Raw genomic sequence first — 21,890 nt, forward strand, 5'->3', positions numbered from 1 at the left:
CAGCGTCATCCTCTACGAACACCTCAGCGGCGCCGCGTAGCACGCGGCAGTCTCCGTAGGAGCGCACCTGGGCGCGACGAGGCGTTATCGGTAAAGCCCCTCGCGCCCAGGTGCGCTCCTACGAGGCCGGGCAGTGCGCTCGGCATCGTGGCATTGTTGCTCGATGCTGCCTGCATCGCCGCATGTCGCAGGGCTGGCAGGGATGCAGCCGTCAGCGTGTCTTTGCATCGTGATACGCGCTCAGGAACGCGCGTAGCGAGGCCGGTTTGACCGGTTTGGTCAGCAGGCGATAGCCGCGTTCGCGCGCCAGTTGCTTGAGTTCATCGCGGCCATCGGCGGTGAGCAGCGCGCCGGCGATCGGTGCAGGGGCGGCGGCCTGCAGCGCATCCAGCGTGTCCAGGCCATCGAGCCGGTCGTGCAGGTGGTAATCCACCAGCATCAGGTCCGGTTGCTCGCGCGCGCGTTCCAGCGCCTGATCCACCGTGCTGGCAGTGATCACCTCCACCTGCCAGCGACCGAGCAAGGCGCACATGCCGTCGAGGATTTCGCGGTCGTTGTCCACGCACAGCACGCGCAGGCCCGCCAGCGAATCGCCGCTGGGCAGCGGGCGCGCGACCGGCACCGGCAACATCGGCGCCACCGGCACTGCCGCCACGCGCGGCAGCAGGATCGAGAACATGCTGCCGCGGCCGACCTGGCTGCGCGCGCTCAGGTCGTGGTCGAGCAGGCGCGAGATGCGCTGGCAGATCGACAGGCCCAGCCCCAGGCCCTGCTCGCCCCAGTCGAACGGCTGCTGATAGCGGCGGAACTCTTCGAAGATCTGCCGCATGTGGTGCTCGGGAATGCCCGGGCCGGTATCCCACACCTGCAGCTCCACCTGGTCGCCGCGGCCGCGCATGCCCAGCACGATGCGACCCTGGCGCGTGTAGCGCAGCGCATTGGCCAGGAAGTTCTGCATCACCCGGCGCAGCAGACGGCGGTCGCTGCGCACCCACAGCGGGCGGGCGTGCACCTGCAGCTTCAGGCCGCGGCTGGACGCCACCGGCGCGTACTGCGCGGCCAGTTCGTGCATCAGCGCGCTGGCATCGAAGTCCTCGACCGTGGGCCGCAGGCCGCCGGCATCCAGCCGCGAGACGTCGAGCAGGCCATCGAGCAACTCCTCGGCTGCGCGCAGCGAGGCATCCACGCGCTCGGCCAGATGGCGTTGCTCCTCGTTGTTCTGGTGGCTCTCGCGCAGCGCCGAGGCGAACAGCCGCGCGGCATTGAGCGGCTGCAGCACGTCGTGGCTGATGGCGGCCAGAAAACGCGTCTTGGACTGCTGGGCCAGCTCGGCCTCGCGCGAGCGGTCGGCCACGCGCTGTTCCAGGTTCTCGTTGGCGTCCAGCAGCGCGCGCTCGGCGCGTTTGTAGTCGGTGATGTCGTTGTAGCTGGTGACATAGCCGCCGCCGGGCAGCGCCTGGCCACGCATCTCGATCACCTTGCCGTCGCTGCGGGTGCGCTCGAACACATGCGGCGAGCCGGCGCGCATGTGGCGGATACGGCGATCGATCTGGTCTTCGATATCGCCCTCGCCCAGCTCGCCGCGCTCGGCGTTGTAGCGGATCAGGTCGGCCACCGGGCGGCCGACATACAGCATGCCGTCCGGATAGCCGAACAGTTGCTGGTAGCGGCGATTCCACGCGGTCAGGCGCATCTCCGGGTCGACCACGCTGACCGCGGCGCTGATGTTTTCCAGCGTGGTGGACAGGATCTCGCGGTTGAAGCGCAGCTCCTGGCCGGCTTCGTCCAGCACCGCCACCACCTCGCCCAGGTCCATGCCCGAGCCGCGCAACAGGCTGGTCAGCACCAGGCGTGCGGAGGCCGCGCCGATCGAGGCGGCCAGCAGGCGTTCGGTGAACTGCACCCAGGCGCGGTCGGCCACCACGGTGGGTTGCAGCTCGCGCTCCAGCAGCACCGCCTGGTCGACGAAGGCGCGGTGCGCATGCCGCTCGCCCACCACGCGCTCGGCCAGGGCCTGCAGGTCGGCCACGCGCACATGCCCGGGCCAGTCGCCGGCCACCGCCGGGCGCTGCGCGTACGGGTCCAGGAATGGCGCGGCGCGCAGGCGTTCGTCCACCCCGGGGCGCCAGCGTGCGGAGACCAGCATCATCGCGCCGACATTGATCAGCAGCGACCAGAACGTGCCGTGCGCCAGCGGGTCCCAGCCATGCATGCCGAACAGCTGCTGCGGCTGCAACCAGGCGATGCCGAACGGCCCGTCCACCAGCCAGTCCGGCTGCAGCCAGCCCGCGCGCGTGGCGGCCGGCAGCAGCAGCGTGTAGATCCAGGTCATGAAGCCCAGCACCATGCCGGTCTCCACGCCCTTGCGGCTGGCGCCGCGCCAGTACAGCCCACCGATCACCCCCGGCGCGAACTGTGCCACCGCCGCAAAGGCCATCAGGCCGTAGGCGGCCAAGGTGGTGTCGTTGGCCACGCTGCGGTGGTAGCCGTAGGCGACCAGCGCCAGCAGCAGGATGGCGACGCGGCGGATCCACAGCACCCGCGAGGCCACCGCCGCGCGCGCATCGGCGCTGCCACGGCGGCGCAGCAGCACCGGCATCACCAGGTCGTTGCTGACCATCGTGGCCAACGCGATGCTGGCCACGATCACCATGCCGGTGGCGGCGGAAAACCCGCCCACATACGCCACCAGCGCCAGCACGGTATTGCCCTGGCTCAGCGGCAGCGCCAGCACCACCGCATCGTCGACCACCGTGCTGCCCTTGCCGAACAAGGCCACGCCGGCCGATGCGATCGGCACCACCATTGCCGAGATGATCACCAGGTAGGCGCCGAACAACCAGCGCGCGCGCCGGATGTCGCCCACGTCGCTGCATTCGACCACGGCCACATGGAACTGGCGCGGCAGGCAGATCACCGCCAGGAAGCTCAGCAGGGTCTGCGAAATGAAGCCCACCGACGGGGTGTGCTCGAACAAGGTGCGCGCCGAGTCGGCGATGGGCACCTGGTGGTCGCTCAGCCACACCCAGGCGAACAGGCCCACCGCGACGATGGCGATCAACTTGATCACCGACTCCAGCGCGATCGCCAGCATCATGCCGCGGTGGTGTTCGGTGGCATCGACCTGGCGGGTGCCGAACAGGGTGGCAAACAGGGCCATCAACAGCGCCACATACAGCGCCGGATCGGCAAAGATGCCGCGCCCGGCACTGCTATGCCCGGTCAGCACCTCCAGGCTCATCGCCACCGCCTTGTACTGCAGCGCCAGATACGGAACGATGCCGACCAGCGCGATCACCGCCACCAGTGCCGCCAAGCGTCGCGAACGGCCATAGCGCGACGAAATGAAATCGGCGATGGAAACGGTGTTCTCGGCGCGTGCGATCAGCGCCAGCCGCTCGATGATGCGCCAGCCGAACAGCAGCAACAGCAGCGGACCCAGGTAGATCGGCAGATAGCCGATGCCGTTGCGCACCGCCGAGCCGACCGCGCCGTAGAAGGTCCACGACGAGCAGTACACCGCCAATGCCAGGCTGTAGACCGCCGGGCGCAGCCACGGCCGCTCCGGGTACAACGGACGGCGGTCGCCCCACCACGCCACGCCGAACAGCAGCGCGGCATAGCCGACGGAGACCAGCAGCAGGATCCAGCTTGAGACCAAGGGGCGTTCCTAGGCGGCGCGAGGCGAGCCTGGGAGTTTACGCAGTGGGGAATCGGGATTGGGGGTTGGGGATTCGTGCCGGACTGGCTGGCGGAGGGTTCAGCGTCAGACGCCCCTCATCCGCCCTGCGGGCACCTTCTCCCGCACGCGGGAGAAGGGATTGCGGTTGCGGCCTGCGCCGTGCGCTTGCCTGGGGAGTGGTGTTGGTGTGGCGATGCATGTGTTTCGTGCTGCCGGAAAGCCGGTCGTTTGAATCAGCCTGTGGCAAGAAGCATCGGGCCCAGGGGCGAGCGCCCCTCATCCGCCCTGCGGGCAGCTTCTCCCGCACGCGGGAGAAGGGACTGCGGTTGCGGCCTGCGCCGTGCGCTTGCCTGGGGAGTGGTGTTGGTGTGGCGATNCTGCGGGCAGCTTCTCCCGCACGCGGGAGAAGGGACTGCGGTTGCGGCCTGCGCCGTGCGCTTGCCTGGGGAGTGGTGTTGGTGTGGCGATACATGCGTTTCGTGCTGCCGGGACGCCGGTCGTTTGAATCAGCCTGTGGCAAGAGGCATCGGGCTCAGGGGCGAGCGCCCCTCATCCGCCCTGCGGGCACCTTCTCCCGCACGCGGGAGAAGGGACTGCGGTTGCGGCCTGCGCCGTGCGCTTGCCTGGGGAGTGGTGTTGGTGTGGCGATGCATGCGTTTCGTGCTGCCGGGAAGCCGGTCGTTTGAATGAGCCTGTGGCAAGAAGCATCGGGCTGTCTNCTTCTCCCGCACGCGGGAGAAGGGACTGCGGTTGCGGCCTGCGCCGTGCGCTTGCCTGGGGAGTGGTGTTGGTGTGGCGATGCATGCGTTTCGTGCTGCCGGGAAGCCGGTCGTTTGAATGAGCCTGTGGCAAGAAGCATCGGGCTCAGGGGCGAGCGCCCCTCATCTGCCCTGCGGGCAGCTTCTCCCGCACGCGGGAGAAGGGAGTGATCCGCATTGGCTCAGGCGTGAAGTGTCCGCCTGGGCCACGTCCCCCTGCTGGGCGTCTGCAGTGCGCTACCGGTCAGCCGCTTGTTGTTCCGCCAGGCCGAATTCCGCCAGGCCGAAGCTTCAGATCCAAAAAGCGCCCAGGCGAGTGGCTGAGCCGTTCCGGCCAGATCGCAGTCCGGCCGGCCAATGCTCCCCTCTCCCGCCTGCGGGAGAGGGTGCCCGGAGGGCGGGTGAGGGCCGTCAGCCCGGCAGGCGCACCTGCACCCGGTACGTCCGGCCGGCGACGACGCCGTGCACACGCCGGTCCGGGCAAGCGGCTCCATCCACTTCGACGTCTACCTGCGTGCGTCCCGGCTCCCGTGTCAGCGTCACCTCGAACTGCGCGCCGCGGAACTGGCGCGTCACCTGCGCGTGCGGCCAGTGCGAGGGCAGCTGCGGGCGGATCGCCAATGCATCGCCCTCGCCGACCAGGCCGAACAGGCCTTCGAGCACGCAGCGATACACCCACGCCACCGTGCCGGTGTTGAACAGCTGGCTGGACCGCCCGGCCGTGCGCGGATACTGGTGCCAGGCGCCGCGATAGTAATTGGGCAACGACACCGGCAGGTGGCCGCGCTGCAGCACGTCCTCGCGGGTGGGGCCGGGCAGCATCGCGCGCAGGATCTCCCAGGCGCGGTCGGCTTCGCCGATCTGGTACAGGCTGTACAGGTAGAACGCCACCGCATGGTTGTAGACCGCGCCGTTTTCCGCAGCGCCCGGCCACTTCTGCGTCAAGCGGCCCACGTCATCGCGCATGTGCGTATACGCCGGGGCCAGCATCACCGGCCCGTACGGCGTATGCAGCTGTTCGCGCACCGCCTCCAGCAAGGCGTCGCGCTGCGCGGCATCGGCGGTGCCGGCCAGCAGCGCAAAGCTCTGCGGGTTGAGATAGATGCGTCCTTCCACATCCTCGGCAATGCCGAAGCGCACCCCATCGTCGGTGATGCCGCGCGCATACCAGTTGCCGTCCCACAGTTCGCGATTGGCATCGGCGTTGACCGTCTGCACGGCCTGCGCAAACGTTTCTGCCTGCGCGCTTCGCCCATGCGCTGCGCAGATGCCCGACCACAGCCGCAGCGCATACGCGGTGGCCACCGTGAGCCAGCCGGATACGCCCTTGCCGCGCCAGCCGACCATGTTCATCGGGTCGTTCCAGTCACCCTGGGCGATGAAACTCAGGCCGCGGGCGTCGCGGGCGTCCAGCAACCATTGCATCGCCGCATCCAGCCGCTCGGCCACGCTCAGCGCCTGCCCGTCCTGCGTGCGGACCACCGCGTCGAGCACGCTGGCATCGCCGGTTTCGGCCAGATAGGCGCTCAGGAAGATCGGCAACCACACGCAGTGATCGGTGTGCGGCACCTGGTTGATGTATTTCAGCTCGGCGCCTTCCACCAGCAGGATGCCGTCCGGCATCGCGCCGCTGGGTTCCTGCTGCGAGAGCGCGTGCAGCAACGCCGCGCGTGCGGTGGCCGGCTGCAGGTAGGCCATGCCCATGTGGTCCTGCAGATAGTTGCGCGTCTGCGGATCGGTGGTCAGGCGATTGACGTCGCCGTGATAGAACACCTGCCGCGGCAACCAATGATTGACCAGGTTGTCCAGCGCCGGATCGGGCGTGGCGATCTGCGCGCAGCCCTGCCCGCCCTGCAGATACTGCGCGTAATCGCGCGCGGCGGCGGCAAAGCCGGCCTCGGACAGATAACGCGCACGCAGCGCGGCGATCTCCGCATCGTCCTTGGCCGGCCCGAACGCGAAGCGATACACGCTGGCCGCATCGGCATCCAGCGTCAGCCGGTACTGCAACGCGGCGGCCGGATTCTCGTAGTGTGCCTGGCTATTGCCCAGCTGCTCGGCCTGGATGGCCGAGGGCGCATGCAGGCCACCCTCGCCTTCGAAGGCCGTCTGCTGCGCGTCCCAGGCCACCGGTGGCTGCTCGTGCAGCAGGAAGGTGCAGTCCTTGAAGTCGCGCTGGCGGAAGTAATCCTCCACCTTCTGATACGGCGCCACGCTACGGCAGACGATGCCGCCCAGCGCCGGCTCGTAGGCGCCGCCCTGGTGCATCCACGACATGTAACCGATGGGGAAATACGGATACAGGCTGAGCCGGCGCGTGCGGCCGGACAGGTTATGCACGCGGCACTCCCACAGCTCCACCGCATCGTCGGTGGGCAACGCCACGCACAGCTCCACCACGATGCCATCGTGGCGCACCCGCCAGCGCACATCGTGCTTGCCGGCGGAAAATTCGAACTGCTCCGGCGGCGCGCGCACCGGTTCGTGCGGCACCGAATACAACGCGCCGCTGTCTTCGTCCTTGAGATAGAAGAAGCGCCCGGGATGATGCGCGTAGTACGGCTGCTCGGGCATCATGAAGTTGCGCGCCTCCAGCAGCGGCGCGTGCGCGTATTTGGCCGGTTCCGGCTGCATGAACTGCCCGGTGGCGTAACCACGGCAGGTGAGCTGCAGCATCATGCGGCGGTTCCACAGGAATCCGCCCGCGTTCGGCATCGCGGTGGGGCTGTAGAGCGCATACCGCGTGCCATCGGCGCTGGGCGCCAGCAGCGCGGAAAGATCGTCGTTGGACGTGGTCCTGGAATCAGCGTGGGAAAGTGCGGACACGGTCAGCGGGGCTCCTGTTCGTCGCGCTTGCGCGCGGCCAGTTCGTGTTGGATGCGGCGCAACGAGCCATCATCGAGTGGATAGAAACGCATGGTCCAGGCCGCCAGCAGCGCCACCGCGCCCGGGATCACCGTCAGCAGCAGCACGATGCCGGTCAACGACCCGTCCGACTGCGCGCTGTTGGCCACATAGCCCATGCCGGCCAGCACCCAGGCGATGCCGGCCGAGGCCAGCGCGCCGCCGAGCTTTTGCGAGAACGTCGCGGCGGCAAAGGTCATCGCGGTGGCGCGCCGGCCGGTGCGCCACTCGGTGTAGTCGGCGCTGTCGGCATACATCGAAAACGCCAGCGGCGATTTCGGCCCCAGCGCCAGCCCGATCAACATGTTCAACCCGAAGATCGCCCACACCGCATCGGCAGGAATGAAGAACATCAGGCAGCTCAACACGCCCACCATCGCCATCAGCGCGGTCATCAACTGGCGCTTGTCCCAATGCCGTGTCAGCAATGGGGTGATCGCCGCGCCCACCGCCAACGACACCGAATAACTGCCCAGGAACAGCCCGGTCAGCTCCGGCCGCTGCACGTAGTACTTGAGGTAATACACGCCCGCACCGCCGCGCATGACGATCGTGATCATGATGATCAACGACAGTACGAACAGCACGCACCACGGCTTGTTCTGCAGCAGGTCGGCGATATCCCGGCGGATCGGCGTGCGCTGTTGCGGCGGTGGCTGTACGCGCTCGCGCGTGGTCAGTGCCACGGTCACGAACAGCGCCACCGCCACCGCGCCGTACAGCATCATCGTGCGCTGCCAGCCCAGTGCATCGTTGCCGCCGCCGAACCAGCGCACCAGATCCATCGTGAAGTAATTGACCAGCGTGGTGCCTGCAAACGCGCCGATGAAACGCAGGCTGATCAGACCGGTGCGCTGCTTGCTGTCGGCGGTGATCACACCCGAGAGCGCCGAGTACGGAATGCTCACCACGGTGTAGGCCAGCATCATCACCAGGAAGCTGATCGTGGCCCACCACATGCGCCCGTTCTGATCCAGGTCCGGGGTGGTGTACGCCACCACTCCCGTCACCGCCATCGGCACCGCGCCCCACAGCAGATACGGGCGGAACTTGCCCCAGCGGCTACGTGTGCGGTCGGCGATCGCCCCCATCGCCGGGTCCGCGATCGCATCGGCGATCTTGGTCAACAGGATCATCGTGCCCACCGCCGCGGCCGGCAGATGCATGGTGTCGGTGTAGAAGATCAGCAAGAACGCGGAGATGTTGGCCCAGTACAGATTCAGGCCCAGATCGCCGGCGCCGTAGCCCAGCTTTTCGCGCCAGCGCAGGCGCGCCGATGCAGGAGACGGTGCAGGCGATGACGGCATCGGCAGACCCTGGAGTGCGTTGAACCCGGCCGAGCGCGCCGTTACGCTGGGCGGCCCGCTCACCTGGCGAGGAGCGCCGACGCTACACCACGCATCGGCTGCCGCCAACGTGAAATCCGGCAAAATGCCGAATCGCTCCGGAGATATAACCTGACGTGATGGACACCGCCGCCCCCGCTACACCCGCGTCCGCTTCGCCCCTGGCCATCGTGGTGATGGGCGTTTCCGGCAGCGGCAAGACCACCATCGCGCAGGCCCTGGCAGCGCATTACGGCTACCGTTTTCTGGACGCCGACGACTACCACAGCGTGGCCGCACGCGCGCAGATGGCCGCAGGCCAACCGCTCACCGATGCGATGCGCCTGCCCTGGGTGGAGCTGCTGGCTGCGACCCTGCGCGACTGCGTGCATGCCGGCGCGTCGGTGGTGCTCGCGTTCTCGGGCCTGCGCGGCACGCACCGTCAATTGCTGCGCCGCAGCGGCATTCCGATCCGTTTTGTGTTCCTGCACGCGGCCCCGCACGTGATCGCCGCACGCCTGAGCGCACGCGCCGGCCACTTCATGCCGCCCAGCCTGTTGGATAGCCAGTTGCAGACCCTGGAATTGCCGCTGGACGAGGCCGACGTGGTGTCGGTGGATGTCGACGCCACGGTGGCCGAGGTGGTGCGGGATGCGATCGCGCAATTGGCGCTGATTGCTCCCGATGCGGTGCACGGCGCCGCGCCCTCGCCCCAAGGCGCCTGACGTAAGAGACAACGCAGCCATGCATGGCTGCTTCCCTCGCTCCGGGAGAAGGTGCCCCGAAGGCCGGATGAGGGGACGTGCGACGCCACGCCATCCAGTCTCTCGTGTGGCTTCGCCCCGTACCCTCCCCCCGCTCCGCGCCCCGGCCCGCGTTTGCGACGCGGGCGCTCCAAGGCACGCGCGCCAGTGGCGCGCAAACAGTGCCTTCTCGCCCCCAGGGAGAGGGGCTCTGTTCAACACCGTGACCAACCTGACAAGGTGGCGCAAAATTTCCTGGTTACTTTTTGTAGACCGCGGTTTTGCAGGCAGCCACGCCGTCGTCGTGAACAATCATTTTTTCTATCGCGACAGACGCGAATAGTGATGAATCATCACCATTTGTGCGAATAACGAACATGTTGAACGCAATTTTTTCAAGCTGGTGGCACCAGATGTGAACGGAGCCGACCGTTGAATGAATGCAGCGACAGGCCGCGTGTTGCACGCTCGCCACAATCGGCCATCTTCATTCGGCAGATCCGGGGGGATCCAGCGCTTCCTTCCATCTATGGACATGCCGTGATGACACATTCAATCCGCCGCTTGCGATTTCGCAGTTTGACGCTCGTTCCCTGCCTGCTGGCCAGCGCCGTGGCCTTCGCCCAGTCCGGCATGCCCGCCGCACAGCCGGTGTCGTCCCTGGATACGCAGGCGTTCGCACGCTCCGGTGAGGTCTGGCGCAGCTTCGGCAAAGACCTTCCGTTCGCCAGCCCGGCCAACTGGCCCATCGCCGGTGGCGGCTACTTCAATACCCGCTTCGCGCCGGGCGAGTGGAAGATCAACCGCAGCACCGTCGGCACCCTCAAGCCGGCCTGGACCCTGACCACCACCGGCGACATCTCGGCCACCCCCAGCATCGAGGGTGGCACCCTGTACGTTCCCGACTGGGGCGGCACGCTGTACAGCGTGGACACCCAGACCGGCAAGCCGAACTGGCAGGCCAAGCTGTCCGACTACACCGGCAAGAGCACCTCGCTCTCGCGCACCACCCCGGCCATCACCTCCAAGAGCATCATTCTGGGCGACATGGCCAGCGGCACCGTGCTGGCTCTGGACAAGAAGACCGGCAAGTTGCTGTGGAAGAGCGAGGTGGAAACCAACCCGCAGGCGCAGATCACCTCGTCCCCGGTGGTCTACGGCAACCGTTTGTACGTGGGCGTATCGTCCAGGGACTACGAAAGTCTTGATCCGACGCACCAGTTCTCGTTCCGCGGCAGCGTCGTGGCGCTGGACCTGACGACCGGCAAGAAGGTCTGGCAGTTCTACAACGCGCCCGAGGGCTACACCGGTGCATCGACGTGGGGCCAGGTCGCCGTCGATCCCGTCGCACGCCGCATCTATTTCGGGACCGGCAACAACTACAACATTCCCGCCAGCGTGGGGAACTGCGTGTCCAATGCACGCGCCTACCGCGGCAGCGACCTGACCGTGCAGGATGAGCTCAACTGCATGGCGCCGGACAACTACGTCGACTCGGTGATCTCGCTGAACCTGGATACCGGCAAGCTGGTCTGGGCCAACCGCAACCAGGGCTACGACGCGTGGAACCTGTCCTGCATCCTCGCCCCGGCCAACGGCCTGTGCCCGAGTACCCAGGCGACCAACCTGACCGGGCCCGACTACGACTTCGGCGGCGCCGGCATCAACCTGTTCGCGGTACAGCGCGAGGGCAAGCTGCAGCAACTGGTCGGTGCCGGCCAGAAGAGCGGCATCTACTGGGCCTTCGACGCCAAGACCGGCGCCAAGGTGTGGTCCACGCAGGTCGGTCCGGGCGGCACCACCGGTGGCATCGAGTGGGGCGCGGCGTTCGACCCGTACAAGTCGCGCGTGTATGTGGGGATCAACAACAACTTGAATACTCCCTACACGCTGGCGCCGGGCAATACCGTCAGCCATAACGGCGGGTCGTGGGCGGCGCTGGACGCGGCCACCGGCAAGATCCTGTGGCAGGTCAAGGCGCCGGGCATCAACCCGGTCAACCCGAACGTGCCGGCCGGCGCCCAGGGTCCGATCAGCGTCTCGCCCAACCTGCTGTTTGCCGGCTCCATGGCAGGCAACATGGTGGCCCTGGACAGCGACACCGGCGCCACGCTGTGGAACTACAAGGCCACCGGTTCGGTGATGAGTGCGCCATCGATCGTCGACGGTGCGCTGTACTGGGGCTCGGGCTATGCGCGCAACAACTTCGGCGTGGCAGCCACGGCCAACCAGCTGATCAAGTTCGTGCCGGACACCGCGGCAGGCAAGTAAGCGTCAACGCCGATGCCGCGCGTCGCATGACGCGCAGCGCGGCAGATCGACGGCGCCATCTTCGGGTGGCGCCGTTTCGTTTGCACACACCAGATCTGGCGGCGCAGCAGTGCTCGAGGGACTGCATTCGACGCCGGACGCCAGGCCGGCAATACCAGCAACGCAGCGTGGCCGCTACAACCGCGTGACCTGGCACAAGCGGATCTGCCCCGCTTCCAGCCCGTGCGCCTCGGCCGCGCGGCGGCGCAACGCACCCACCAGTCCGGCCGCATCCAGCACGCCATCGGCAGGCACGTCCACGCTGTGGGCCAGTTGTCCCCACAGCACCGGCCGACCGTCGCAATAGCCCTCGTAGTCGGCGAAGTAATGCAGCTGGCGCAGCTCAGGTACCGACGTGGACATCGCCCTGGATCTCCGTGCAGCCCAGATGTTCCAACGCGATCTCTAGCCCCAGCAGATAGCTCTGCGCGCAGTAGCCGCGCACCGTCGCGATACGTTGGCCGAAACCCTCCGGCAGGCAACGCTCCGGCCGGTCCACGCTATCGTCGTGGGCCTCCACGAACGGATACGGCAACGCGCCCAGCACACGGTGCAGGCGCGCACTGTCCACGCAGCTGCCCGGATCGATCAACGCGATTTCCATCCGCGCCTGCCCGGCCACGCGCAGGGCATCCAGCAGCTCCTGCTCTGACCCGCAGGCCCGCAACGCCACGGTCTTGCCCGCATCGCCGGCACACTGCACCAGCTGCCGGATCACGGCCCGCGGCAACGGCTGCGGCCCACGTACCAGCGGCAACGATGCCTCCGGCCCACGCACGATCATGATCGACATGGCGGCGTCCTCAGGCAGCCACGCGCAACGGCGCGTGCAACGACGGCAGACAACGCGCGGCAATGCCCAGCGACATCGCATACGCACGCGGCGCGTCGTGGGGCGTGATCACCACCGCCAGCGGCGCATGCTGCGGATGCAGCCACGGCTCCAGTTCCTGGTCGGCATCGGTATGCAGCTCGATGTAGGGCGTGTGTAGCGCATCCAATGCCGCACGCAATGCCGTCGCATGCACCTGCGCACGCTCGGACGGCGCCAGATCACCCGAATCCAGCAGCACCAGCTCCACCTCGGCGTCGCCACCGGCGGCCTGCAAGCCGGCAATCAAGCCATCGACATCGGCACACGCCAGCGTGCGCAGCGCACGGCCGGCACACTCGGGCAGCTGCAGCGGCGCCAGCTGCGCCGGATCGGCCTGCGGACCTTGCAAAATCAGGATACACATCGTGTTTGGCTCAACGCACCACAGTGCGGGAGTGCCAAGGTAGGGCTCGGAGGCATAAAGAAGCTATTCGCATCGTATTTTCCAGCATAAAGAGTGCGTAATGACTTGAATGCTCAAGCAACACCCCTGCCCTTAATCTGTACTATCGCGGCGTTGGCAAGTTGAGCGAAGCGCTTTAAGCCGATTTTCCGAGAAATCGAATGCGATGAGCCAGCTTGAATCAGGATGCAAACCTCAGGCATGTATCGCTTCCTCCTCAAGATCATTCGGCCCTGCAGCATTAGGGCCACCTTTGGGCTCGGGTGAACAAGGCAGCACCATGAGGTTTTCTACTGCGTCAAGCAGCTAAAACCAGCTTGCTGCCATCATTAAGGACGCATGCCAAAGCGCACATGTTAGGAACAAAGTAGATCCAATTTACAAGGCGTACTGGCTAACACAGCACTTGACTACTTCAAAACTGAAATCCCCTTGGAAATATCAATGGTAACTAGAATGCAAGCGTCCCAACTCGCAAGCAGAGGGATCATCTGCCTCAACCTGGAACACGATACCAATCGTGTCGACGTGATTAACCAGAAAATAAAGTACTCTCCAAGTTATCCCTGACACCCTTGCAATTAAAACCATTGAAAAATCGTGAAGACAGACCCTACTCAGAGGCAACCTGCGACCCCATGAATTGCTTCTTGGGAATACACGCCAGCCAGCACTCCAACTATCCCACCAACTGCCACCAAAAAACCGGAAATCATGTGCTTTGCGATGAAAATAGGATACTTCTTGATAAGCACCTTCTTTAGTTCAGAGAGGCCCTGACTCTCTCCTGGACACAGGATAAAATAAGGATTCTTTAATACTTTAAGGCGCCTAGAAAAATCCATATTAAGATCCCAATCCTGGCCTTCCGATATTGCCATCGCGCGAACCTTCCTGCCTAGTTTGGACATTTTTACCATATTTAACGCCATAAAAACTAAGCCGGGTATGACGCCAAAGAAGAACCCCCAACCTGAAGTGACCCCCGGAAGTTGGACACTCCGTCCAACTCCGAGGATTTCATGCATAGATATGACGCTCGCTTCAAACTTCAGGTCGCCAAGGAGGCCTGCAAGACCTCCATCTCCGTCAAGGCGGTGGCTCGCCGTCATGGTCTGGAGTTCTCCACGGTCAGGCGTTGGGCAGCGACCTATCAGTTGCACGGTTGGCGCGGGTTTCACCGCAAGGCCCGCTCCTACGATCTTGCGTTCAAGCTGGAAGTGCTTGAAAAGATGCGCCAAGAGGGGATGTCTGCGCGCGAGGCCACGACCTACTTCCAGATAGGCAGCGCCGGTGCGGTAGCGCATTGGCAACGGCTGTATGCTGACGGCGCCGCCCAAGCGTTATCGCCGCCCCAGAAGCCGATGAAAAAAAACCGCTCGTCCAAGCCCGTCGAGGACATGAGCCGCGATGAGCTGCTCAAGGAAGTGGCCTACCTGCGTGCGGAGACGGCCTACTTAAAAAAACTCGATGCCTTGATCCAGGAAGAGCAGTCGGCGCAGCGCGCAAAGCGCAAGCCGTCCACGGATTGAGGCAGACCTACGCACTGCCGCTTTTGCTCAAGGCGGCCGAGCTATCGCGCAGCACGTTCTATTACCAGATTCGTGCCCTGGCCCGTCCCGATGAAGGTGAGATCGACCTGTGTGAGCGCATCCGCGCGATTTACGATGAAAACCAAGGGCGCTATGGCTACCGCCGCATCGCACTGGAACTGGCCAATCAGGGTGAGAGGATCAACCACAAGCGGGTGCAGCGGCTGATGGCCGGACTGGGGCTGCGATCGCGGGTGCGCATCAAGCGCTATCGCGCATTCAAGGGCGCAGCCAATGTCATCGTGGCCAACGAACTGAGCCGCCAGTTTGAAGCTCAGATGCCCAACCAGAAGTGGGTGACCGATGTCACCGATTTCAAGGTGCAAGGCATGAAGCTCTATCTTTCACTGATCATGGATCTGTACAACGGCGAAATCGTGGCCTATCAGATGAAACGCCGACCGGTGTTCGACCTGGTGGGCCAGATGCTGGATCAGGCAATCAAAAAACTTTCGCCCGACGCTCGGCCGATGATCCACTCTGACCAAGGATGGCACTACCAGCACGAGAACTACCGGCGTCAACTCGAAAAGCACTCTCTGAAACAAAGCATGTCCCGACGCGGCAACTGCTTGGACAATGCGGCCATGGAGAGCTTCTTCGGGACGCTGAAGTCCGAATTCTTTTATCTAAACAGCTTTGACAGCGTCGAAAGTCTGGAAGCCGGGCTGGTGGAGTACATCAGGTACTACAACGAAGACCGGATCAAGCTCAAATTGAAGGGCCTGAGTCCGGTAAAGTACCGGGAGCAGAGCAAGCTCGTCGCCTGATCGCCCAACTGTCCAGCTTTTGGGGGTCACTTCAACCTGGCGTAAGATGTCCGAATAGCATGGATCCTCCAGATCAAATTAATAGAAGAATAAAGCCAAGCGACACCGCCTAGGAGGTCGCTCAGGCCGCGGGATTACCAAAATGACATTTGATCCCTCTCAAAGTCAAATTGACGGGCTCATCGATCGCGACTGGAGCACTTGCTGTAACAGCACAATCCCCTGTCCAGAGCATGGGTCGAGAGTCCAGAGTCAGGGGCTAATTGATATCGGTATCTGCCAGAATTGAATAGCCGGTGTCATGCCGCCGATTGCTGTCGCGGGGGCGGTCTTCGTTGTGCTCGCGTCCAACGTTCTTTCCCCCCGCGCATAACGTCGGGAATCAGTGCTCATTGAGGCATTTGTCGCGCAGCCGGCCAACGGACAACTTGCCCTCGCCATTCTGGTAGAGCAGGACGCCTCGCTGAAACCTGGTCGCCGGCAGGTCCTCGATCGCCAGGCCGGCATCGGCTTCGCACAGGAAGCCGATGATTTGGTGTTCGGTAAAAACGCCCCTTCGTGTCCAATCTCCTCGGGTAAGGAATTGAAGCCCAGGCTGGGGCGCTACTCAAGAATCGGGGCTTGGGCTACTTCTCCCGCCGCCAGTTCACCGAGCCCTTGGTCTCCACCGTGCTGGATTCGGCTTCGATATCGAAGCCGCGGCTGAGCAGGTACTTGAGCGTCAGCACCGAGCCGCTGCCGACCATCGACACGCCGTAGCCGACGTAGAGTTTCGGCGAGAGATACTTGCCGAAGCCCACCACCGAGCCGACGGTGCTGGATTCGCTCACGCCGGCTTCGTCCAGGCCGAGCTTGGCGCCGATCTGCGAGGCGATCAGGCTGCTGCCGGCCGACAGCGCGGCCGAGGCGGCGCTGACCTGCTGGGTTTCGTCGCTGCTGGCAGTGGACAGGCCGCGGCCGAGCACCAGGTAGGACAGTGCTTCGGATTGCGACATCGCCGGTTCCGACCACACATCGGCGCGCGGCGATTCGGCGCGGCCGCTGACGTCGATGCCGGCGGTGACATCGCCGACCTTGCGCTCGGCGCGCAGGCTCACGCGCGGGTCGGAGACGATGTTGTTGTTCCAGGTCAGCTGGCCGCGGCTGATGGTCAGGTCCTGGCCATAGGCCTTGTAGCGGCCGCGCACGTCCAGCCCGCCGTTGGCGGTCATCTCGCGGCCCGGGCGCGCGCGGATCTGCATCTGCCCGCTCAGCCCGCCCTTCAGGCCGAAGCCGCTCATGTTGACCTTGTCGCCGAGCACGATGGCCAGGTCCATATCCAGGGGCGAAGCCGGCGCTTCTTCCGGATCCACCGGGTCCAGCACCACCACGTCCTCGGATACCGAGGTGCCGCGATCCAGGCGTTCCAGATCGATATCGGCTTCCGGTACGGTGACCTTGCCGCGCAGTTGCATGGTGTTGTCGGTGATGCCGAACTGCATGTCCGGGTCGGCGATGATGCGCAACTCGCTGGTGTTGTAGGCCAGCACGTTCTGGCCGCGGATATTCAGCAGCAACGGCGTGCTGGTGCCGAACCACGACAGCCCGCCATCGATGTTGAGCGTGCCTTCGCCGGACTTGGCCGATGCGGTGATCTTGGCCGAGCCATCCGGTAGCGCGTCGAAGCGTCCCTTGCCCTCGCTCAGGGTCAGGCCCATCGATGGATATTCGGCCGTGAAGTTGCTCAAGGTGGCATCGCCGCCCAGCAGCGGTTTGTCGCGGGTGCCGCGCAGGCTCACATGGCCTTCGACCAGGCCCTTGGGCTGCACCACATCGGCCACCACCAGCTCCAGCCAGTACAGCCGCGACATATTGAGATACAGCTCGCCGTTGAGCGGCGCGTAGGCATCCCAGCCGGTGTTGAACTTGGCATCGACAAAGCCGGCGCCCTGGAAGCCGACACCGAGCTTGGCCTGGATCTGTTGCGGGGTGAAATCGGCCTGCACGCTGAACTGGTCGTAGCGCAGCAACTCGCCGCGGTTGGGATTGCCGGCCACCGCCGCGTAGCGGGTTTCGCCCAGGCGAATGCCGCCTTCGGGCGAGGCGATGCGGAACGAGCCTTCCCAGGCATTGCCGCGCGGCTTGAAGCTGCCGTCCAGCGACAAATCGCCACGCAGGTAGATCTGCCGTCCCTCCTGCTTGGGCAGCCACGGCTGCACCAGCGACAGCGGCAGCGCATCGCCGTGCACCACCATGCCCTCGCGCGGCCAGTTGGCGCTGGCGCACAGTGCGCCACCGGTGGCTGCGCCCAGGCAGGTATCCGACAGCGTGAATGCCGCACCGTCGGTGCTGAACTGCGCCGGCTGGCGCAGCGCCCAGGCATCGCCCTTGGCCGGTGCGATCCGCAGCGTGGCGACCTGGCCCTGCCAGCGCTCGCCGTTGCGACGGACATCGCCCTGCAGCGCGAGGTTGGCCATGCTGTTGGCGATCTCGGCATCCAGGCGCAGCGCTTCCACCGCGCCGCGTGCCTGCACGCGCACGCTGTCCAGCACCACGCCGGCTTCGATCGCGGTGCCCTGCAAGGCCAGTTGCCCGTCGCTGCCGCGCCACGGCAGGCGCCCACGCAGGCTGATGCTCTGCGCGCTGTAGTCGTTCCAGCGCAGGCCATTGCCGGCGATGTCGGCGGTGATGTCCGGGGCATCGCGCTTGCCGCTGACCTGCAGCTGCCCGCGCACGGTGCCGGTGGCGCCGGGCAGGACATCGTCCAGCTGCAACGGCTGCAGTTGCGCGGCGATATCGAGCTGGTCGCCGACCTTGCCCTTGGCGTTGATGCGGCTATTGCCCAGCGACAGCTGCAATTCGCCTTCGCCCTGTTCGCCGCGCAGGGCGAACTTGCCGTTGGCCGACAGCGCGCGTTGACGCAGCTGGCCGGTGAGGCTCGGGATATCCGCCGTGGCCTCGAAACCCGGCGAGACGCCGCCGGCCGGCGCCGGCAGCTGGCGGCCCTTGGAGGCCACCTTGCCGGAGAGATTGCCGTTCCAGCCCGGCGCAAAATAGCCCGGGTCGAACTTGGCCAGCTGGGCGGTGACATCCCACTGCAGCTCCGGGGTCCAGCCCACTTCGCCGGTGAGATCCAGCGAGCCGCCCGGGGTCCTGGCCTGCACCTGCTTGAGCTGGGCGCGCTGATCGTTGCCGCGGCTGTCGAACACCAGCGCGGCCTGCTGCCCGTCGCGCTCCAGCGTGGCGCGGCCGATCGCCGCCCACGCCTTCAAGGTGCCGGCCACGCCAAGACGCGCATCGACCAGTTCCACCGGCACCACCGGCGCATCGGGGGTGGCCGGGTCCGGTGTCGGGGTGAAGCGCAGACCGCTGGCATTGACCGCAAAACGGAAGCTCGGATTCTGCGTATCGCGGAAATCGGCAGTGCCACGCAACTGCGCGCGGCCTTCGAAGGCATCGATCACCAACGGCTCGACGGTGATCACCTGGTCCAGCAGGCTGATGTGCGAGGGCTGCAAACTGGCGCTCAACTCGCCCTGCTTGATGCTGCCTTGCAGGTCGGCGTTGCCGCCCTTGCCGGAGGCCTGCAGGTTCAGTGCGATCGGCGTGGCCGGGGCGGCGTACTGGCCGTTGCTGGCCGGCATCAGCAGCGAGGTATCCAGCGCCTCGGTGACGGCCTTGAAGGCCCAGGTGGGGTCATCGCGCCCGGTGAACACCAGGCTGGCCTGCAGCGGTGCCGGCGCGCGGCCGGCGATGGCCACTTCCATCTTGTCCAGATCGCCGCGTGCCACCAGCCCCAGGCTGGCCGGGGTGCGCCCGCGTGCGGCCGGCAGCACCGCGGTGGCGGTGAGGTCGGCGCGGTAATCGTCGTTGGGCACGTAGTCGCCATTGAGGCGGAAGTCGCCCATATCGGTGTCGATCACCAGCGCGCGCGTGCGCAGTTCGCCGGTGGCCACTTCCAGCCCGCCCTGCACCTTGTGCAGGACGATCATCGGCTGCTGCAGCTGGGTGATGCGCAGGTTCTCCACGGCGATCTTGTCGGCCTGGATCGCCAGCGGCACGTTGATCTGCGGTAGCGACTCGGGCCAGCTCGGCAGCGTGAACGGCTCCTCGCTCTTGCCCAGGTTCAAGGTGGCATTGCTGACCTGCACCGCATCCAGTTGCAGCTTGCGCCCCAGCAGCGGGCGCAGGTCCGGTTCCAGATACACGCGCTCGGCGGTGAAGTGGATGTCCTGATACTTGAAGTCGACATTGCGCAGGGTCAGCGGGCCGGCCACCGGGCCTTCGACGCTGCCGTGAGTGAAGCTGGCGCCGACCGGCAGGCGCGCGGTCACCTGCGCCAGCAACACATCGCGCCCGGCCACGGTCTGCAGCAGCCAGTACACCGCGATCAGGGCCAGCAACACCAACCCCAGCACGGTCAGCCCGGAGCCCACCCAGAACCGGCGTCGGCGGTAGAAACGCGCGCGGCGCGGTGCGGGGGGCGGCGTCGGTGTGCTCACAGGTTGGCCCCGATATCGATATAGAGCTGGAACTGCGAGTCGGGGTCGTTCAGGCCATGCGCGATGTCCACGCGCACCGGGCCCACCGGCGAGCGCCAGCGCAGGCCGAAGCCGATACCGGTGTGCCAGTCAGGCGTGTTGTCGAACGCGCTGCCGCTGTCGACGAACACCGCGCCGCCCCAGGGGCCGCCCTTGAGGTAATGCTCGTATTCGGCGCTGGCGGTGACCGCATTCTTGGCACCGAGCGCGAATTCATCCGGCTTGGGCGTGCGCGGGCCGACTTCGCGGAAGGCATAGCCGCGGATGCTGTTGGCGCCACCGGCAAAGAAGCGCAGGCTCGGTGGCATCGCCACCAGATCGCTGGTCCAGGTGGTGCCGCCTTCGCCGCGCAGGATCACCCGGCCGTTCTCGCCGGCGCCCAGGAACCAGCGCAGCTGGCCGTAGAGCTGGCCGAAATTGGTGTCCGAGCCGGCGCCTTCGGCACCGCCGCGGATAAAGGCCTGCCCGGACACGCCACTGCGCGGGAACAGGCGGTCGTCGACATTGACGTAGTTCACTTGCAACTGCGGATAGATCAGCGTGGAGGTTTCGTACACCGCACCTTCGAAGTCGTCGCCGCTGCTGAAACGCCAGCGCTCGCGCAAGGCATTGACCGAAGCGATCGCGCTCCAGCGCTCGTTGATCTGGCCGCTGCGGCTGCCGGTGAGTTTGACGTTGCGCAGGTCGATGTATTCGGTCTGCTCGTCATAGAGCCGCGCCGAGGCGGTGTACCAGCCATCCAGCCAGCGGAACGCCGGCACCCGGTAGCTGGTGGTCAGGCTCTTGCGGTTCTGCGCGTAATCCAGCTGCGTGTCCATCTTGTGGCCGCGCGAATTGACGTAGCGCCGCTCCACCCCGCCACGCACACCGGCGCCGCTCTCGCTGCCGTAGCTCAGGCCCGAGGTGTAGACGGTGCGCTTGGCGCGGGTGAGCTTCACATCCACCGGTACCCGGCCTTGGTCGTCGGCTTCTTCCGGCTTGGGCTGGATATCGATGGTGCTGAAGTAATCGAGCTTGGTCAGCGACTCGCGCAGGCGGTCCAGCTTGCCCTCGTGGTAGTAGCTGCCCTCGTCCCAGTACACCAGCGGCTCGAACAGGCCGGGGCGGAAATAGTCGTAGTCGAAGCGCACCTTGCCCATGTCGTAGCGGCGGCCGCTGTCCCAGTTCAGGTCGATGTCGGCGGCGTGCTCGGCGCGCGTCACCGCGACCCGGCGCTTGGTGAAGTCGGCATCGAAGTAGCCACGCTCGGCCAGCCGGCGGGTAATGCGCACCTTGCTGGCCTCGTACTGCGGATGGCTGAAGACCTGGCCTTCGCGCGGCTCGAACTGCTTCAGGTCCTGGCCCAGGTAGCGATCCTGCTCGGCCCAGCCGGTGATGGAGATATGCGACTGCCGCACGCGTACCGGCTCGCCGCGCTCCACGGTGATCACCACGGTCACCTTGTCGCCGGTGCGCGGCGCGGCCAGTTCGATGGTCGGCGAGTAATAACCAAAGGGCTCCAGCGCCTCGCGCGTCTGCCGCTCGGCCTGGGCCAGCAGGTACTCGATACGCGACTCGCCCTGCTCCTTGCCCACGGCCTCATACAGAGACAGGGAGACCTCGATGTTCTCGATCATCTCCGCGTCGTCGTCTTCGTCCAGGCCCTTGATTTCGATCTTGTCGATGGTTCCGCGGGCAAGGGCAGGGCCGGCCAGCACGCACAACAGCAGGAGAACGGGCCTAACCCGGAAAATGAATCGCATGGGACGGAGGATACCGGGCTGGGCGTGGAGGGCTGTTAATGGCGCGTCTAAGCGGCCAGGGTGCCATGCGGCATGTCACGCGCGCATGCACATGGGCGCGCAGATGGCATGGGGTGCGATGACGCGCCGCAGCACTACGAAAGCATCGCCGCCTGTAACGCGCCTGTCGGAGCGCAGATGCGCGGACTGGCGCTGCCGCCCGCGCGACCCCAATTGCAGGTACGACCGGGGACAGGCATGCACAGATCGCTGAGGCGCTACCGACGA

At 65.8% G+C, this 21,890-nt stretch carries 12 protein-coding genes; 3 read left to right on the forward strand and 9 right to left on the reverse strand.

The window, feature by feature from the left end; translation table 11 throughout:
* Window positions 1-211 precede the first annotated feature (211 nt).
* The 3 genes from C0541_RS20105 to C0541_RS20115 form a co-directional block, all read right to left on the reverse strand.
* The gene (locus C0541_RS20105) at window positions 212-3,661 is read right to left on the reverse strand and encodes a hybrid sensor histidine kinase/response regulator (RefSeq protein ID WP_115051113.1); all 3,450 of its coding nucleotides are present in this window, start codon (window positions 3,659-3,661) and stop codon (window positions 212-214) included.
* A 1,190-nt stretch (window positions 3,662-4,851) separates the two neighbouring features.
* The gene (locus tag C0541_RS20110) at window positions 4,852-7,266 is read right to left on the reverse strand and encodes a GH36-type glycosyl hydrolase domain-containing protein (protein WP_115051114.1); all 2,415 of its coding nucleotides are present in this window, start codon (window positions 7,264-7,266) and stop codon (window positions 4,852-4,854) included.
* Window positions 7,267-7,268: 2 nt separating this feature from the next.
* Window positions 7,269-8,651, reverse strand: coding sequence for an MFS transporter (locus C0541_RS20115; protein WP_115051115.1), 1,383 nt, complete (start codon window positions 8,649-8,651; stop codon window positions 7,269-7,271).
* A gap of 158 nt (window positions 8,652-8,809) precedes the next feature.
* On the opposite strand from C0541_RS20115, the gene C0541_RS20120 reads away from it, so the two are divergent.
* Together C0541_RS20120 and C0541_RS20130 are read left to right on the forward strand one after the other, a co-directional pair.
* The gene (locus C0541_RS20120) at window positions 8,810-9,394 is read left to right on the forward strand and encodes a gluconokinase (protein WP_193725973.1); all 585 of its coding nucleotides are present in this window, start codon (window positions 8,810-8,812) and stop codon (window positions 9,392-9,394) included.
* Window positions 9,395-9,955: 561 nt separating this feature from the next.
* On the forward strand, window positions 9,956-11,683 hold the full coding sequence (locus C0541_RS20130) for a PQQ-binding-like beta-propeller repeat protein (RefSeq protein WP_161960177.1): 1,728 nt from the start codon (window positions 9,956-9,958) through the stop codon (window positions 11,681-11,683).
* A 174-nt stretch (window positions 11,684-11,857) separates the two neighbouring features.
* Here C0541_RS20130 and C0541_RS20135 read toward each other — a convergent pair whose 3' ends face one another.
* The 4 genes from C0541_RS20135 to C0541_RS20810 form a co-directional block, all read right to left on the reverse strand.
* Entirely contained in the window at window positions 11,858-12,085 is a 228-nt protein-coding gene (locus tag C0541_RS20135) for a hypothetical protein (RefSeq protein ID WP_115051118.1), read from the reverse strand.
* A complete protein-coding gene (locus tag C0541_RS20140) occupies window positions 12,066-12,515 on the reverse strand; it encodes a 3-dehydroquinate dehydratase (protein ID WP_161960178.1) in 450 nt (149 codons plus the stop codon). Before C0541_RS20140 ends, C0541_RS20135 begins: the two co-directional genes overlap by 20 nt.
* Before the next feature lie 10 nt (window positions 12,516-12,525).
* Complete coding sequence (locus C0541_RS20145; protein WP_115051119.1) at window positions 12,526-12,960, reverse strand: hypothetical protein; 435 nt, start codon at window positions 12,958-12,960, stop codon at window positions 12,526-12,528.
* A gap of 656 nt (window positions 12,961-13,616) precedes the next feature.
* Window positions 13,617-14,027, reverse strand: coding sequence for a hypothetical protein (locus C0541_RS20810; RefSeq protein WP_153065007.1), 411 nt, complete (start codon window positions 14,025-14,027; stop codon window positions 13,617-13,619).
* Between C0541_RS20810 and C0541_RS20150 the strand changes: the two genes are divergently transcribed.
* Window positions 14,022-15,361 (forward strand): IS3 family transposase gene (locus C0541_RS20150; RefSeq protein WP_115051120.1). Its coding sequence is split into 2 segments (ribosomal slippage): window positions 14,022-14,457 and window positions 14,457-15,361, totalling 1,341 coding nucleotides; the frame shifts between segments, so codons are not numbered across the junction. The genes C0541_RS20810 and C0541_RS20150 overlap by 6 nt on opposite strands.
* Before the next feature lie 626 nt (window positions 15,362-15,987).
* On the opposite strand, the gene C0541_RS20155 is transcribed toward C0541_RS20150, so the two are convergent.
* Complete coding sequence (locus tag C0541_RS20155; RefSeq protein ID WP_115051121.1) at window positions 15,988-19,842, reverse strand: translocation/assembly module TamB domain-containing protein; 3,855 nt, start codon at window positions 19,840-19,842, stop codon at window positions 15,988-15,990.
* Complete coding sequence (locus tag C0541_RS20160; RefSeq protein ID WP_115051122.1) at window positions 19,839-21,623, reverse strand: autotransporter assembly complex protein TamA; 1,785 nt, start codon at window positions 21,621-21,623, stop codon at window positions 19,839-19,841. The genes C0541_RS20155 and C0541_RS20160 overlap by 4 nt, the downstream gene beginning before the upstream one ends.
* Window positions 21,624-21,890 lie beyond the last annotated feature (267 nt).

The sequence above is a fragment of the Xanthomonas arboricola genome (assembly GCF_003353015.1).
Lineage (GTDB): Bacteria > Pseudomonadota > Gammaproteobacteria > Xanthomonadales > Xanthomonadaceae > Xanthomonas > Xanthomonas arboricola_E.

What these genes read in the sequence shown, in the direction of transcription:
- C0541_RS20140 (WP_161960178.1), bottom strand. Translation starts at nt 12,515, where the DNA reads ATGTCGATCATGATCGTGCGTGGGCCGGAGGCATCGTTGCCGCTGGTA.
- C0541_RS20145 (WP_115051119.1), bottom strand. Translation starts at nt 12,960, where the DNA reads ATGTGTATCCTGATTTTGCAAGGTCCGCAGGCCGATCCGGCGCAGCTG.
- C0541_RS20115 (WP_115051115.1), bottom strand. Translation starts at nt 8,651, where the DNA reads ATGCCGTCATCGCCTGCACCGTCTCCTGCATCGGCGCGCCTGCGCTGG.
- C0541_RS20160 (WP_115051122.1), bottom strand. Translation starts at nt 21,623, where the DNA reads ATGCGATTCATTTTCCGGGTTAGGCCCGTTCTCCTGCTGTTGTGCGTG.
- C0541_RS20130 (WP_161960177.1), top strand. Translation starts at nt 9,956, where the DNA reads ATGACACATTCAATCCGCCGCTTGCGATTTCGCAGTTTGACGCTCGTT.
- C0541_RS20135 (WP_115051118.1), bottom strand. Translation starts at nt 12,085, where the DNA reads ATGTCCACGTCGGTACCTGAGCTGCGCCAGCTGCATTACTTCGCCGAC.
- C0541_RS20120 (WP_193725973.1), top strand. Translation starts at nt 8,810, where the DNA reads ATGGACACCGCCGCCCCCGCTACACCCGCGTCCGCTTCGCCCCTGGCC.
- C0541_RS20810 (WP_153065007.1), bottom strand. Translation starts at nt 14,027, where the DNA reads ATGCATGAAATCCTCGGAGTTGGACGGAGTGTCCAACTTCCGGGGGTC.